This window comes from Seonamhaeicola sp. NFXS20 (assembly GCF_049132085.1).
Taxonomy (GTDB): domain Bacteria; phylum Bacteroidota; class Bacteroidia; order Flavobacteriales; family Flavobacteriaceae; genus Seonamhaeicola.
The window spans coordinates 13,607-28,281 of record NZ_JAFMPU010000003.1 but is presented as its reverse complement, the minus strand read 5'-3'; the positions used below and the strand labels follow the sequence as shown (position 1 = coordinate 28,281).

The following is a 14,675-nucleotide window of genomic DNA, read 5'->3' as shown; positions in this document are numbered from 1 at the left end:
CATGGTTCAATATGCTATACAAACCATTGCGTTTCAACTTTTCTTTTTAGTGGTTTACGATTTTCTTTTAAAGAAAGAAACCTTTTTTAATTGGAACAGAGCTTATTTATTAGGAACAGCGTTGTTATCATTATTAATTCCTTTAATAAAAATTGAACGTTTTAAACATGTAGTTTCTCATGAATATATAATCTCTTTACCCGAAGTTTTATTAGGAAATACAAAACAACAAGAGCCAGATATTATTTTATTAGATCCAGCAATTATTTCACAAAAAACATTTTGGTCTTGGGAGTTGGTTTTCTTTTTTGGGGCGGTAATTGCCATTATGCTTTTAGGGTTTAAGTTTTTTAAAATGTTTACGTTACTTGTAAAAAACCCAAAGAAAAAGGTTGGAAACCTACACATAATTAACTTGTTAAAAAGTAATGTAGCCTTTTCATTTTTTAAATATATTTTTTTGGGTGAGTTAATAAATGAAAACGAAAAGAAAGCCATTTTAAAACATGAAATGGTGCATGTTAAACAGTATCACTCATTAGATTTATTGTTTTTTGAAGTATTAAGAATTCTCTTTTGGTTTAACCCTTTAATTTATATGTATCAAAATAGAATAGGGGAGCTTCATGAATTTTTAGCCGATGCTCAGGCAGTTAAAACAGAAAGCAAAAGTACTTATTATCAAAACTTATTATCACAGGTTTTTGATACTAAAAAAATATCATTCATCAATCCATTTTTTAAACAATCATTAATCAAAAAACGAATAGTTATGTTACAAAAATCGAAATCAAAACAAATTAATTTATTAAAGTATGTTTTATTAATTCCGCTTGTTTTTGGAATGTTAATTTATACTTCTTGTGCCCAAGAACAAGTTAAGAATTCAACCGACCAATTATCAATTTCAGAACAGATTGAAACGTTAAAAGCATCTCTAGAAGCAAAGGAAGGACAGTTAACAGACGAAGAAAAAAACAGTTTGTTAGAATTATTTAAAAATGTAAATTTTTCCAAATCTAAATCAAATCCTTGGAAAATATCTGTTGTACAGAATGAAGTTAATGAAGATATTGATGTTCCTTTTGCAGTTATAGAGCAAGTTCCTGTTTTTCCAGGTTGCGAAGGTTTATCAAATAATAATGACCGTAAGGCGTGCATGTCTAAAGAGATAAGCATGTTTGTGAATAAAAATTTCAATACTAAAATAGCTACAGAACATAATTTAACAGGTAAACAGCGTATTAATGTTATTTTTAAAATTAACAAAGAAGGTAATGTTGTAGATGTACGTTCAAGAGCACCACACCCTGCTTTAGAAGAAGAAGCTAAACGCGTTATTAATTTGTTACCTAAAATGATTCCAGGTAAGCAAAAAGGAAAATTAGTAAATGTACCTTATAGTTTACCTATTATTTTTCAAGTGGCAGATGATAAGGCCAATACAAATAAAGAATAATTAAAGCCAATTACTTGAATGAAGATTTAAAACCGAAGCTAAAAACTTCGGTTTTTGCGTTTTATGTGAATATAAAAAGTAAAAAAATCGTACTTTTCGGTCATAGTTTTAATCCATGAAGTACTTTCTCGTTATTTTAATATTTGTTTTGCTCTCTTCCTGCAAGTATTTTGACGTAAAAAAAACATCTTCAGAAGCTATTTTAAATGAAGAGTTAAAAACCTTTAATTGGGATGAGGTTGATGCATATCCTACATTTTCAAAGTGCGATTCTTTAGAGCAAAAGCATGAAAAAATGTATTGTTTTCAGTATTTCTTAAAAAAACAAATATTCAATTCTTTAAGTAAAGAAGTCATTGTTGTTACTCAAGATATTAGTGATACCATTCAACTAAAATTTCAGGTTTCAGAAACTGGAGATTTAACCTTGTTAGAGACCAATATAGATAGTCTTACCATTGCAGAAATACCTAACATACAAGAGCTAATTGTTAAGAGTCTAGATTCATTACCAACCATATATCCTGCTCTAAAACGTGGGCAACAAGTAAAAACAGAATTTGAGCTTCCTATTATTATTATTAATGTAGAATAATAAAATTATTTTTTAAAAGTTCTTCCTTTCCATTTATAGGTTGTAAATACCGATAAAATAGCTACATATACACTAAAAAAAGGATAGAATATTAAAGCTAAAGGATAGCTCTGTAAGGCTTCTTTTTGGTTGAAAAATGAAGCCGATTTGTAAATTAAAAAGAAATCTATGTTAAACTTGATAAAGAATAAATAAAGAAAAATTTTAACGTTGAAAACACTTAAAACAGATAACAATCCTAAAGATATTATTAAGGCATTGGTTAATAAAACTATGAGTCCAGTAAGTTTACTAAACCAATTAGTATAAGCATTTGCTTTTGAAGCCCAACGCAAACGCTGCTCAATTAATAATACCCAAGATTGTTGAGGTTTAGTGTTTACAATGGCATGTTCGTTTTTTAAATAGTGAACATTTTCAGGAAATGTTTTAACCATTTTTTCTAACAAAAAAATATCATCACCACTAGCAATGTTACTATTACCTTTAAATCCGTTAAGCTCATTAAAAGCAGATTTTTGATACCCAAAATTAGCGCCATTACATAAAAAAGGTTTTTTAATACCAAAACCACCAATGGTAGTACCCTGTAAACTTAACAAATCTAAAAGCTGAAATCTGTTTAAAAAATCATTAATTTTATTATAAGTAACAGGAGCAACAATACATTTTGATTGATGTTGCTGTATAAATTCATCATAACAATCTAGCCAGTATTTAGGTAAAATACAATCGGCATCAGTAGTTAAAATCCATTCGTTTTTGGCAATTTTTATAGCAGTAGTAATGGCGTCTTTTTTTGGTGCATTAGACGTTCTTTCATTCTTAATAATCTCTATGTTGTTTTGAGATTTTGCAATGAATTTATTAATAATTTCTACCGAGTTATCATCAGACTCATCATCAACAAAAATAACTTCAAATAAATGATTTGGGTATTCTAACTTTATAATAGACTCTAATAAACTAGGAAGATTTTCGGCTTCATTCCTAAAAGGAATTATAACTGTAAAAGTAGTTTTTGCTATAGTGTCTTTTAGTTTAAAAGGTTTTACTTTATCAAAACCAAAAGCAAAACTTCCTATTAAAAACAGATAAACTAAAATAATTATTATACTTATTATTACCATTTTTTAGTCTTCTAGTTTGGGTAAATTAAAAGTGAGAACATAATAGCTGCCAATTATACTAGGTAACACAAAATTGAGTAGCCACATAATGGTGGTTATACTCAAAATAGTGAGTTCGTTAATTTGAATAAGAGCAAATAAATAGATTGCTATACTGCCTTTTATAACCACATCAAAAATAAAAATAGAGGGTATAATAGATGATAAAAAATACATAGATGTAATAAATACCATGGCGTTTAAGTAGCTTATATCTACTTTAAAAATATGTAATAAAACATAGAATTGAAAAGAAAAAGTTAGATAGCGTATTATGGATAAAACTAATATTAATGTGAGTGTTTTTTTAGGAAAGGTTAAGATATAATCTTTAATTTTTTCTATTGAAAATCCTTTAATAGTAAACGTATTATTTTTTATTACAAACGCTATGATAGTTAAGATTAATATAAACAATATGGTAATTCTTCTTAGTTTATAATAGTCTATATTAATACTGTATTTTGTAATGAAAAAAGATAGTCCAATTATTCCAAAAATGCTTGTTACCAACATTTGAGATATGTTTCCTAATAAATTTAAGAGTACAATTTTTTTTCTGTTAGAGCCTGTAAAGTAAATAGCTTTTGCTCCATATTCACCTATACGGTTTGGTGTAAAAAGAGATGCAGTTAAAGCTCCTAAACTTTGTTCTAAAGCTTTTTTAAATGATATTTTTTTTAATGTAGTAACAAGTTTTTGCCACTTAGTAATTTCTAAAAACCAATTTAAAAAGGTTAAAAAGAGTAGAAAAATTGTGTTTTTTAATGAAAAACCATCGTTTTTGGTTAAAAAATTAATGAAAACTGAAAAATCTAATTCGTTATTATTAACCAGTTTGTTATAAATAAAATAAAATGCTCCAGCTATAATACTTAATTTAATGAGTACAAAAAAGAATTGCTTAGTTTTGTAGTAAAGCGCATTATTCATACCTGCAAATTAAACCATTATTTAGCTTATGAACTTTAATTTTAAAATTTATAAAACAGTTTTTTGTTTGTTGTATTCTTTAGTGTTGAGTTTAAATGCCTTTGCCCAAGATGGTAAAAGTGCAATAAAAGTTCAAGCAGGATTGGGGATTAGTAGCCCTTCTCAAAGTGGATTTGTTGAAGACTTTGAAGGGAATAACATTAATTTTCCAGCCGTAAATCTAGGTGTTCAGTATATGTTTCTGCCTAAGCTAGGAGCAAAATTAGATTATAATTTTAGTAGAATATCTAATGTTGATGATTCACCAGAATTCAAACTAAACTATTCTAGAGTAAATTTGCAAGCAGTTTATAATGCCACCGATGTATTTAGCTTTTTCCCTTCAAGAATAGGCGTTTTTGCTCATGCTGGTCCGGGATATTCTTTTGTAAAACCTTTGGGTAATTACACACAAAACAACACGTCTTATTTTAATGTTATGGGCGGAGTAGAATTTCATTATGGTATTTCTGATAAATTGTCAATTTTCACAGATGTATCTTATGTTAGCGGGTTTGCTAAAGATTTTAATCCAGTTACTAATGGCTATGGCTCTTTCAATGGTAACCTTTTAACAATAACTTTTGGAGCTTCAATTTCGCTTAGCGGATGTTACTATTGTGATTAAATAAATACATGAAAGAAAGAATAATATTAGGAATAGACCCCGGAACAACCATTATGGGTTTTGGACTTATAAAGGTGGTTGGTAAGCAAATGCAGTTTATTCAGCTCAATGAATTGGATTTAAAAAAGTATAACGATCATTATTTAAAACTCAAACTTATTTTTGAACGTACCATAGAACTTATTGAAACTCATAACCCCGATGAAATAGCTATTGAAGCTCCTTTTTATGGTAAGAACGTGCAAAGTATGTTAAAACTAGGGCGCGCTCAGGGTGTTGCCATGGCTGCAGGATTGAGTAGAGAAATTCCCATAACAGAATATCTTCCTAAAAAAATAAAAATGGCTATAACTGGTAACGGAAATGCTAGTAAAGAACAAGTTGCTAAAATGCTTCAAAGTTTATTAGGAATAAAAACATTGCCTAAAAATTTAGATGCTACAGATGGATTAGCAGCAGCGGTTTGCCATTTTTATAACTCCGGAAAAGTTGCTGTTGGCAAAAGTTATTCTGGGTGGGATGCGTTTGTGAAGCAAAATAGCGAGAGGGTTAAAAAATAATGTCTGGCATTTACATACATATTCCTTTTTGCAAACAAGCATGTTATTATTGCGATTTTCACTTTTCAACATCTTTAAAAAAGAAAGATGATTTAATTCTTGCCTTGATAAAAGAGATAGAATTACGAAAAGATGAACTAAAAAATGAAACTATTGAAACCATTTATTTTGGAGGTGGTACCCCTTCTTTATTGTCTAATAGTCAATTACTGCTAATCCTTAATTCAGTATATGATAACTTCAACGTTGTTAAAAATCCAGAGATTACTTTAGAAGCAAACCCAGACGACCTTTCAAAAAAAAGAATAAAATCATTAACAAATACACCAATAAACAGGCTTAGTATAGGTATTCAATCTTTTTTTGAAGACCATTTAAAAGTGATGAATAGAGCCCATAACGCACAAGAATCTAAAGACTGCTTGTCTGTGGCAACTCAATACTTCAATAATATTACCATAGATTTAATTTACGGTATTCCAAACATGTCTTTAAAAAAATGGGGTCAAAATTTAGAAATGGCTTTTAATTTTGGGGTTAATCACATTTCAAGTTATGCACTTACGGTAGAACCCAAAACAGCATTAGATAGTTTTATAAAAAAAGGAACCTATCCACCACTTGATGAAACTTTGGCATTAGAACATTTTAATTATTTAGTTAAGAGCACAAAAAATGAAGGGTTTATTCAGTATGAAATTTCAAATTTTGGAAAACCCAATTATTTCTCTAAACATAATACAAGTTACTGGCAAGGTAAAAAGTATTTAGGTATTGGTCCTTCAGCACATTCTTTTTTGGGTGACCAACGCAGTTGGAATGTGTCTAATAACACAAAGTACATTAAAGCCATTCAAAATAATAAATTACCAATTACTGTTGAAAAACTTTCAAAAATAGATAGGTTTAATGAGTATATAATGACGGGATTAAGAACTATTTGGGGGGTATGTTTCAATAAGGTTGAAGAAGAATTTGGATTAAAATACTTAGAATATTTAAAAACATCTTCAGAAAAATATATTAACCTAGAATTATTGTATATTGAAGAAGAAAAATTACTTACCACTCAAAAAGGTAGTTTTTTATGTGATGGTATAGCTTCAGAATTGTTTTATATTTAGTAAATGAGTGAAAATAATTTACAGGTTTGTAAAAATTGTAATGAACCGTTAAAAGGACTTTATTGTAGCCATTGTGGAGAAAAAATTGTTGAAAGTCAAGATTTTTCAATTAAAATAATATTAACACAATTTTTTAGTGGTTTATTTAATATAGATGCTAAGTTTTATAAAACATTTATTAATTTAATCTTTAAACCAGGAAAATTAACAGTACAATATATAGAAGGCGTTAGAAAACCTTTTATGAAACCTATACAAGTATTCTTAATTAGTAACGTTTTGTTTTTTATTCTCCTTACCCAAGCAGATATTTTAAAAATCCCATCTAAATACTATTTTAATAGTGGCAGAGAAATTAATATAGAACAGAAATTAGATAAAAACAATTACTCTAAGGTAATGCTAATGCAAGATTTTGATATTAAATCATCTAACTTATCAAAATCTTTAGTCATTATTATATTGCCTTTAATGGCATTAGTGCTTTTGGTTTTAAATTTTAAAACAAAATTTTTATATGGTATGCATATAATTTTTGCAATGCACTATATTTCCTTTTTCTTTATCTGTTGTTTAATGGCAATATCGGTTAGTAAACTAGGTAATAGAGCAGTTCAAATATTTATGATTAGTTTTAATTTTTTATACTTATTCTTTGCTATAAAAAAGGTTTACAAAAACAGTTATTTAATATCTTTTTTTAAAGCAATAATACTTTTAGTTTCTTTTGTAGGTATAACTGGTTTTTATAGAGAATTAATAAGTTTTTTATCATTTAAAAGCATATAAAATTGATAGCAACAATACAATACAACTCAAGAAAAATACAAATAGATGTATCAAAACCTTTAGATATTTCTATAGCCATAGATATGTCTAAGACCAACGTAAATGCTTGGTATGTTGATGATCCTAAGATTTTTCCTGAAAGTATTGATGGTGAAATTGTTAAAGTTTCAGAAGGTGCGGTAGTTAATTTTAATAATATTCATTTTAACCCACACTCGCATATTACACATACCGAATGTGTAGGTCATATAACCAAAGAAGTACATTCTGTAAACAAAAATTTAAAACATTATTTTTTTGTAGCCGAAGTAGTTACCGTTGCACCAGAAAACAAAGGAGACGATTTTTTTATATCTGCAAAACAATTAAAAACAGCTTTAAGAAATAAAAAAAGAGACGCTATTGTTATTAGAACACTTCCTAATTTATTAGAAAAAAAGAGTAGAAGATACTCTAATACTAATCCGCCTTTTTTATTAGAAGAAGCTACAGAATATTTAAAAGAAAAAGATATTAAACATTTGCTAATAGATTTACCATCTGTTGATAAAGAAAGAGACGAAGGCAAACTATTAGCCCATAATGCATTTTGGAATACCAAAGGAAAACTAAGGATGGATGCTACCATAACAGAATTTATTTACGTACCAAATTCTATTACAGATGGTGAATACTTACTAAACCTCATGATTGCTCCTTTTGAAAATGATGCCACTCCAAGTAAACCTGTTTTATATAAAATTCTTGATTAAATGGGGAAATTATTAAAAATTGAAGAGTTACTTATGTTTGTTTTAGGCATCTATCTCTTCAGTAATTTAGATTTCAGTTGGTGGTGGTTTTTGGTGTTAATACTTACCCCAGATATTGGTATGTTAGGGTATCTATTTAATACAAAAACAGGAGCTATAACCTATAATCTATTTCATCATAAAGGAATTGCAATTATAGTGTATTTAGTAGGTGCTTACAGTAATAATCAAACATTACAGCTTATTGGAATTGTGTTATTTTCACACGCTTCATTAGATAGAATATTTGGCTACGGATTAAAGTATTCTAATGCATTTAATAATACCCATTTAGGACAAATAGGAAAAAAATAGCATGGAAATTTTTTTAGCAATCATTATAGGCGTTTTAGTTACTTTAGGTATTGTAACTGTATTAAAATCTGTAAGAAAAAAACAGTTAGCAAATGCTCAATCGGTCATACTTTTAGATAAAATTAAAAAGGTGTGTAAATTTATTACTGTTGAAGGTGACTTTGCCGAGATATACCACTATGAAGATGTAAAACAAAAGTTTTTAAAACTTATTTCTAGTAAAAAGAAAGCTTTGGTTGTAATAAACGCTAAGGCACACGTTGGGTATGATTTATCTAAAATTCAATTAAGCTCAGATACGGCAAGAAAAACTATTATTTTAGAACATTTTCCTGAACCCGAAGTATTATCAATAGAAACCAATTTGAATTATTATGATAAGTCTGACGGACTCTTCAATAAATTTGAAGCTACAGATTTAACAGGCTTACACCAAGAAGCAAAACAGCATATTGAAGATAAAATACCAGAAAGCGGCCTTATTCAAATTGCGCAAACCGAAGCAAAAGAAACTCTTCAGCTTATTGAAACCATAGTAGAAACTATTGGTTGGACTTTAGATTACTCAAACTTAAAAATTGATAGTGAAAATCATAAGCTTTTACAATGAACATAGAACAAATAAGAACCTATTGTTTAAGTAAAAAAGGAACATCAGAAGGGTTTCCTTTTGATGATAATGTTCTTGTGTTTAAAGTATTAGGAAAAATGTTTGTGCTAACAGGTTTAGATAGCTGGGAAAAAGGAGAGGCAGCTATTAATTTAAAAGCAGACCCAGATTATTCAGAAAAACTTCGTGCTGAGTATAGTAGCATTCGCCCAGGGTATCATATGAGTAAAAAACATTGGAACACTGTTTACATTCAAGAAGGAGAATTGTCTATTCAATTTATTAATCAACTCATAGATCATTCATATGATATGGTTGTAAAAGGCTTACCAAAAAAACTTAGAGATACCTTAATTGATTTATAAAATATTGAAAATTAGCTAATTATATTTTTTTATTGTATATTTAAGTACTTCCTAAAGGTTAATTAATAGCGTTAAAAGATTAACCAAGCTTTATTTGTTGCTACATAATCTTTTTTAAAAGAGTTTAATTCAAACTAATATACTAACCTTTTTAATTACACAGATTATGAAAACAACCAATCAAATTCTCTCAGCTTTAATGGTAATGTGTTTGCTATTTAGTACTTCTACATTTTATGCCCAAGATAACACTCAAAAACGACCAGAGTTTATTACAGCAACCAAAATGTACTGGAACAAAAATTATGATGCCACACCAGCTGAATGGCGAGCCGCCGAAAAAGAATATATGGAAAAAGTTACCAGTAAAAATGAGCACATAGTTAGTGCGGGTTATTACACCCATCTTTTTACAGAGAACAGTAATGAAATTCTATACGTGCAATCTTATCCTTCTTGGGAATCTATAGAAAAAGCAGCATCTAGAAATGCAGAACTTGTAAAAGAAGCATGGCCAAATGAAGATACCAGAAAAACTGTTTTAGAAAAATTAAATTCAGCCTATTCCAGTTTTCATTCAGATGAAATTTACGCAACTATGTCTGGCGCTATACCAATGGAAAACCAGATGGAAAAAGATATGGTATTATATGTAAGAATTAATAAAGGCGCATTTCCTGAAGACGGAATTTTTGAAGAGTTTGAATCATTTAGAAAAAAATTAACAGATGAAGTACTTTCAAAAAATGAATTTATTAAAGCCTATTACCCGTCATTACATGCTTGGGGAGCAGATAAAAGAGACTTTGTAGAAGCCGTTTATCTTGAGTCTTTAGCAGATTTACATAAAATGTTTGATAAAAATCAAGAATTAATGAAAGAAGCTTTTACAGAAGAAGAAGCTGAGGCCTTTGGTAAATACTTTGAGGGTCATGGCGATTATTTGTATACAGCAATAAAACTGTAAGTTGCTATAATTGTTGATAAGAAAGGTGCCAATTAGGTGCCTTTTTTTATAACTAATCTAATGATGTTTTTACAACTATTTGTGTAATATTGCAAAAAATATAAAAACAAAATAAAATGAGTGTATTGCAAACTTTAAAAGAAAGAAGTAACAATTCTTGCGAATTATGTGGAGCTAATAACGAATTAAACCAATACACCATTCCGCCGTCATTAAATGAAAATGTAGATAATGATATATTAGTTTGTTCAACTTGTAAAAGTCAAATTGATGGTGATGTTGAAATGGATCCAAACCATTGGCGTTGTTTAAATGATAGTATGTGGAGTGAGCATGTAGCTGTACAAATTATGGCGTGGAGAATGTTACAAAGACTCCGTAATGAAGGTTGGCCAAAAGATTTGTTAGATATGATGTATTTAGATGATGAGGCTTTAGCTTTGGCAAGAGCTACAGGAGAAGATAAAGACCCAAGTGAAAAAATTATTCATAGAGATTCTAATGGTGTAGAGTTAAAAGCAGGAGATTCTGTAGTGTTAATAAAAGACCTAAAGGTTAAAGGTTCTAGTATGGTTGCAAAACAAGGAACTGCGGTTAGAAATATTAGGTTAGACCCAGAAAATGCTAAATACATTGAGGGCAAAGTAGGGGCGCAACAAATAGTAATTATAACAGATTTTGTAAAGAAAACTTAATCTTCTTTATTTCCTTTTTTAAACCAATTAAAACCAAAAGGTATTAGTAAAAAAAGGAAAAAGTACCTCCCTGTTATTATTCCAACAGCGGTAATTATCAGTGAAATTATTAAAAGAATGCTAAGGTGTTCTTTTTTCATTTTATAAATAGTACCAGAGCAGAAGTTTTACTTATAAATTATTTTAGCCAACTATCAATTATGCTATAAATTTCATTTTGTTTTTCTTTTTCAAAACTATTTATACGTGTTCTATGATTACCTTTTGGTTTAACAAATTTATATAATTCTCTTTTTGATGCAGTGTTAGATAAGTTAACAGCCGTAGCACTCCAAGAATCATATTCGCCATAAATAAATATCATTTTTTCGGCAGTGGTATCTAGAAATGTTTTTATTTCTTGCATGGGTTTTGGATTAAAAGGTTTTGTGATTCCTTCAGGAAAAGCCCAATCAAATTTTAATATCTCATCAGTATTAAAATACTTTTTAAAAGGTTTTGTTTCATACCCGTAAATACCCTGTTCTGTTAAGGCTGCCCAAAAATAAGGTTGTAAACTCTTAACGGAAGAAGCCTCAAAAAAACTGTAGCCAACAACATCAATTAAATGTTTGTAAATAGCTTTAGGAGAGGTGTTTTCAATAGGAATGCTGTTAATATCAAATCCCCATTGCCAAAAAGCAAAAGAGTATTCTAAAATGGTGTAATTAAGCGCGTTTTCAATTCCAAATTTCCAAGTTAGCTGTTTTTCTTCAGCAGCTTTTTTCATCAGTTTTAAAAGTTCTGCTCTGTTTTCAAAACATAAATTTTGAAAAGCTTTTACTTTTTCTCGTTCTTCTTTAGTGCCTACATTTTTTAAAAACTCAAATATTCTGGGGTCTTCTCTTTTAAAGTTTAAAGGACCTACATAACAAACACTGGCATCTACATTTTTAGGAAAATATCTTCTGTGAGCCATGGTGGTTTGACACCCTTTAGAGATACCAGTTGAAATAAATTTAGAATTAGGGCAAATAGCATCTCTAATGGCGTTTATAATTCTTGCTTGATCTTTAGCAGCATTTTCAATGGTTAAGGTGTTCCAATCTATTTTTTCGGGTCTAGAATTGTTAAAATATCTATGCTCTATGGTTAACTGGTTGGCTTGATAATGACTAGCTAATTCACTAGCTTTATCAGAATGGATACCGTATCCACGTAATTGAACTATTACTGGTTTTAAAGTGTCTACTAACCCTAAAAATACGCGTTGATTATAGGTGCCTTTAGAGGCATCGTTATGGTCTATAGGTTGTTTAAACCAAATTTCATAATTTTCATTAAAATGACTTGAGGCTTTACGTTTCTCAATTTTAACCACTTCTTTAACAGAAGCCAATTTTTCAAAATTAGATTTCTCTGTAGTTTCAGTTATTGGTGCTACAGATTTACAACTAACTGCACTTAATATAAATAAAGGAATAAGTATTTTGAATAGTTTCATAATTGTATAGTAATTAGTTAGAAGTGTCTGCAATAATTTTCCATTTTCCATCTATCTTTTTAAATACAAGCATAAAAATGCCATCGGCATTACCAACGTCTCGTTTAATATGATATTCTCCTAAAACATAGTAAGCACCTTCGGTAATTTTAGTTATGGCATTTATTCTATAGTTTAATTTACCGGTATGGTCTTTTGTAGGGTAAGCTTTTAAATATCTGTTTAGAATAGCTTCCCAACCTTGTGTAATGCCATTGTTACTGTAAAATTGAAGTGAGTCACTTTTCCAATAGCCTTCCATAAATTTTTCAATATTATTTTTAGACCATGCTAGTCTTTGAGCTTTTAAAACCGCCTGAATCTCTTTTTTGTCTTTTTCTTCAGAGCTTTGAGCATTTATTTTAAGCAAAGGCGAAGCAAATAGAACTAATATAATTACAAGTTTTTTCATAATTGAATGAATTTGAAAGCAGTAAAAATAACGAAAACATATTTTAAAATGGTTACTCATCGATTAATTTGACACCTAGCTTTATTTTAACTAAAGTTCAGCTGTATTCATCGATAAATTAAGGTTTTTACTTACGTTTATGTGTACTTTTATTCCATAATCAAAATATGATTATTCTCCCTCAAATTTATTTTTAACATTAAAAACCTTGATTATGGAATTAAAAATTACAAACTGCAACAATTTTTTTAAGATTAAAGGTGTCTTAAATCGTGCCAATTTAGAATTATTTATAAACGAATTTAACGGAATTTTTGAAAAAGTAGATAATGTAACAATTAGTATTGAAGGTGTTGAAAGTATGGATAGACATGGTGTAGATGCCATAGCTAAATTACACGAAGAAGCTGTAAATAGAAACAAAAGTTTATCTATTATTGGTTACGGCTGTAAAGATTTATACAACCATTTTAAAACAGAGACTGCAGCTTAAAAGCTACAACGCATTTTTTTGGTTTTTGAAGAAAGCATCTGCCTGTAATTGCATAAGCTCTCTTGCTTTTTTGCGCTTATACGTGTAGAGTTCTTCTTCTTGCTCAATATCTGTATAAATACGGTCGTTAATAGCGTTTTCTGTTTTTAGCTGGAGTTCTCTTTGGTTTTTATTTTGAGCCACCACTGCTTTAACAGTGGTTTCTAAATCTTCAAGTTTATAGTCATACGTGCCTCTAGGAGCTAATAGTTTTGCTATTATTGGCGATGTTTCTATGGCTAAAAACAATAAGAATATAAAGAATGAAGGTAGCCATGAGAGTTTATTTAAGGCGTTAATACGAGCCATTAAACCATCAAAATTATTGATGATTGGTTGCGAGTTAGTAACCTGAGTTTTGTAGTCATTTTTTAGTTTGGCTATTTCAGATTCTGCATTGGCTATTTTGACTTTGTTTTCAGTTTTAAGCTGTTGTAATTCAGCTAAAAGTACATCGTGTTTTTCTCGTTTTTCTTTGTAAACAGGACCTTTACCAACTAATTTAGTGCCCTCTCGTCCTTCGGCTTCAGCAATATAAGTGTTATAAAGTTGGTTTACTTCTGTTTCTTTGTCATTAATTTCTTGTTGTAAAGCAGAAATATTATTGTTTAAAGCTTCAATAGAAGGTGTATACTGTTCTGCAATTTGAGATTGGTTATTTAATGTTAGTTGGTTTTTTTGTTCTAATAAAACCTGATTAATTTCTTTTTCAAATATTTTTAATTCTAATGGTTTTGCAATAACTATAGCAATAATTACTGCCAAAATTATTCTAGGTGATGCTTGAATAAGCTCATTAATAGTACTACCTGTTTTTTTTATGGTAGAAACTATATATCTGTCTAAATTAAAAATAAGTAGCCCCCATAAAAACCCAAATAAAATAGCAGTAAACAGGTTGTTAAATACAGTATAAAGGGCGTAACTTGCCGCTATTGTTGCCATAAGAGCAGTAAAAAAAACCGTGGCACCTATACCAGCATATTTATTCTGTTCTCCTTTTGAGCATTGTTCTAAAATATCAGTATCGGCTCCAGAGCAAATGATGAAGAATTGCTTTAACATAATATGATTGTTTTTTGATTGATTGACTATAAGAACGTTAAAACAGATGAAATGTTACAAAAAAAGCCTCGAAATTTCGAGGCTCTCTTCTTCTAGAATTTTCTT

The 14,675-nt window shown here is 29.2% G+C and carries 18 protein-coding genes; 13 read left to right on the top strand and 5 right to left on the bottom strand.

Going from position 1 to position 14,675, the window contains the following annotated elements:
* The first annotated feature begins 1 nt into the window (after position 1).
* Both J1D01_RS06340 and J1D01_RS06335 read left to right on the top strand, forming a co-directional pair.
* Complete coding sequence (locus tag J1D01_RS06340; protein WP_421150223.1) at positions 2 to 1,459, top strand: M56 family metallopeptidase; 1,458 nt, start codon at positions 2 to 4, stop codon at positions 1,457 to 1,459.
* Positions 1,460 to 1,574: 115 nt separating this feature from the next.
* On the top strand, positions 1,575 to 2,054 hold the full coding sequence (locus J1D01_RS06335; protein WP_421150222.1) for a hypothetical protein: 480 nt from the start codon (positions 1,575 to 1,577) through the stop codon (positions 2,052 to 2,054).
* A gap of 5 nt (positions 2,055 to 2,059) precedes the next feature.
* Here the strand turns inward: J1D01_RS06335 and J1D01_RS06330 are convergent, their stop codons facing one another.
* Both J1D01_RS06330 and J1D01_RS06325 read right to left on the bottom strand, forming a co-directional pair.
* A complete protein-coding gene (locus J1D01_RS06330) occupies positions 2,060 to 3,184 on the bottom strand; it encodes a glycosyltransferase family 2 protein (RefSeq protein WP_421150221.1) in 1,125 nt (374 codons plus the stop codon).
* A 3-nt stretch (positions 3,185 to 3,187) separates the two neighbouring features.
* Positions 3,188 to 4,156: a lysylphosphatidylglycerol synthase domain-containing protein gene (locus J1D01_RS06325; RefSeq protein ID WP_421150220.1), complete on the bottom strand. Its 969-nt coding sequence runs from the start codon at positions 4,154 to 4,156 to the stop codon at positions 3,188 to 3,190.
* 28 nt (positions 4,157 to 4,184) lie between these two features.
* Between J1D01_RS06325 and J1D01_RS06320 the strand changes: the two genes are divergently transcribed.
* The 10 genes from J1D01_RS06320 (at position 4,185) to J1D01_RS06275 (ending at position 11,039) form a co-directional block, all read left to right on the top strand.
* Entirely contained in the window at positions 4,185 to 4,823 is a 639-nt protein-coding gene (locus J1D01_RS06320) for an outer membrane beta-barrel protein (protein WP_421150219.1), read from the top strand.
* Positions 4,824 to 4,831: 8 nt separating this feature from the next.
* Positions 4,832 to 5,383: a crossover junction endodeoxyribonuclease RuvC gene (ruvC, locus tag J1D01_RS06315; protein WP_421150218.1), complete on the top strand. Its 552-nt coding sequence runs from the start codon at positions 4,832 to 4,834 to the stop codon at positions 5,381 to 5,383.
* Entirely contained in the window at positions 5,383 to 6,507 is a 1,125-nt protein-coding gene (hemW, locus tag J1D01_RS06310) for a radical SAM family heme chaperone HemW (RefSeq protein WP_421150217.1), read from the top strand. The genes ruvC and hemW overlap by 1 nt, the downstream gene beginning before the upstream one ends.
* 3 nt (positions 6,508 to 6,510) lie before the next feature.
* Positions 6,511 to 7,296: a DUF3667 domain-containing protein gene (locus J1D01_RS06305; RefSeq protein WP_421150216.1), complete on the top strand. Its 786-nt coding sequence runs from the start codon at positions 6,511 to 6,513 to the stop codon at positions 7,294 to 7,296.
* Positions 7,297 to 7,298: 2 nt separating this feature from the next.
* Positions 7,299 to 8,048 (top strand): cyclase family protein, encoded by a 750-nt coding sequence (locus tag J1D01_RS06300; protein WP_421150215.1) that lies wholly within the window; start codon positions 7,299 to 7,301, stop codon positions 8,046 to 8,048.
* A complete protein-coding gene (locus tag J1D01_RS06295) occupies positions 8,049 to 8,402 on the top strand; it encodes a DUF4260 domain-containing protein (protein ID WP_421150214.1) in 354 nt (117 codons plus the stop codon). It begins immediately after the preceding gene.
* A gap of 1 nt (position 8,403) precedes the next feature.
* Positions 8,404 to 9,012: a DUF4230 domain-containing protein gene (locus J1D01_RS06290; protein ID WP_421150213.1), complete on the top strand. Its 609-nt coding sequence runs from the start codon at positions 8,404 to 8,406 to the stop codon at positions 9,010 to 9,012.
* Positions 9,009 to 9,377, top strand: a complete 369-nt coding sequence (locus J1D01_RS06285; protein WP_372937399.1) for an MmcQ/YjbR family DNA-binding protein — start codon at positions 9,009 to 9,011, stop codon at positions 9,375 to 9,377. Before J1D01_RS06290 ends, J1D01_RS06285 begins: the two co-directional genes overlap by 4 nt.
* A gap of 166 nt (positions 9,378 to 9,543) precedes the next feature.
* On the top strand, positions 9,544 to 10,344 hold the full coding sequence (locus J1D01_RS06280) for a hypothetical protein (RefSeq protein WP_421150212.1): 801 nt from the start codon (positions 9,544 to 9,546) through the stop codon (positions 10,342 to 10,344).
* A 116-nt stretch (positions 10,345 to 10,460) separates the two neighbouring features.
* A complete protein-coding gene (locus J1D01_RS06275) occupies positions 10,461 to 11,039 on the top strand; it encodes a PhnA domain-containing protein (protein ID WP_076698311.1) in 579 nt (192 codons plus the stop codon).
* A 178-nt stretch (positions 11,040 to 11,217) separates the two neighbouring features.
* On the opposite strand, the gene J1D01_RS06270 is transcribed toward J1D01_RS06275, so the two are convergent.
* Both J1D01_RS06270 and J1D01_RS06265 read right to left on the bottom strand, forming a co-directional pair.
* Positions 11,218 to 12,522: a S28 family serine protease gene (locus J1D01_RS06270; protein ID WP_421150211.1), complete on the bottom strand. Its 1,305-nt coding sequence runs from the start codon at positions 12,520 to 12,522 to the stop codon at positions 11,218 to 11,220.
* A gap of 13 nt (positions 12,523 to 12,535) precedes the next feature.
* Entirely contained in the window at positions 12,536 to 12,973 is a 438-nt protein-coding gene (locus J1D01_RS06265; RefSeq protein ID WP_372937396.1) for a YybH family protein, read from the bottom strand.
* A 214-nt stretch (positions 12,974 to 13,187) separates the two neighbouring features.
* On the opposite strand from J1D01_RS06265, the gene J1D01_RS06260 reads away from it, so the two are divergent.
* Positions 13,188 to 13,466, top strand: a complete 279-nt coding sequence (locus J1D01_RS06260; protein ID WP_372937395.1) for a hypothetical protein — start codon at positions 13,188 to 13,190, stop codon at positions 13,464 to 13,466.
* Positions 13,467 to 13,469: 3 nt separating this feature from the next.
* Here the strand turns inward: J1D01_RS06260 and J1D01_RS06255 are convergent, their stop codons facing one another.
* Positions 13,470 to 14,570: a DUF4407 domain-containing protein gene (locus tag J1D01_RS06255; RefSeq protein ID WP_421150210.1), complete on the bottom strand. Its 1,101-nt coding sequence runs from the start codon at positions 14,568 to 14,570 to the stop codon at positions 13,470 to 13,472.
* Positions 14,571 to 14,675 lie beyond the last annotated feature (105 nt).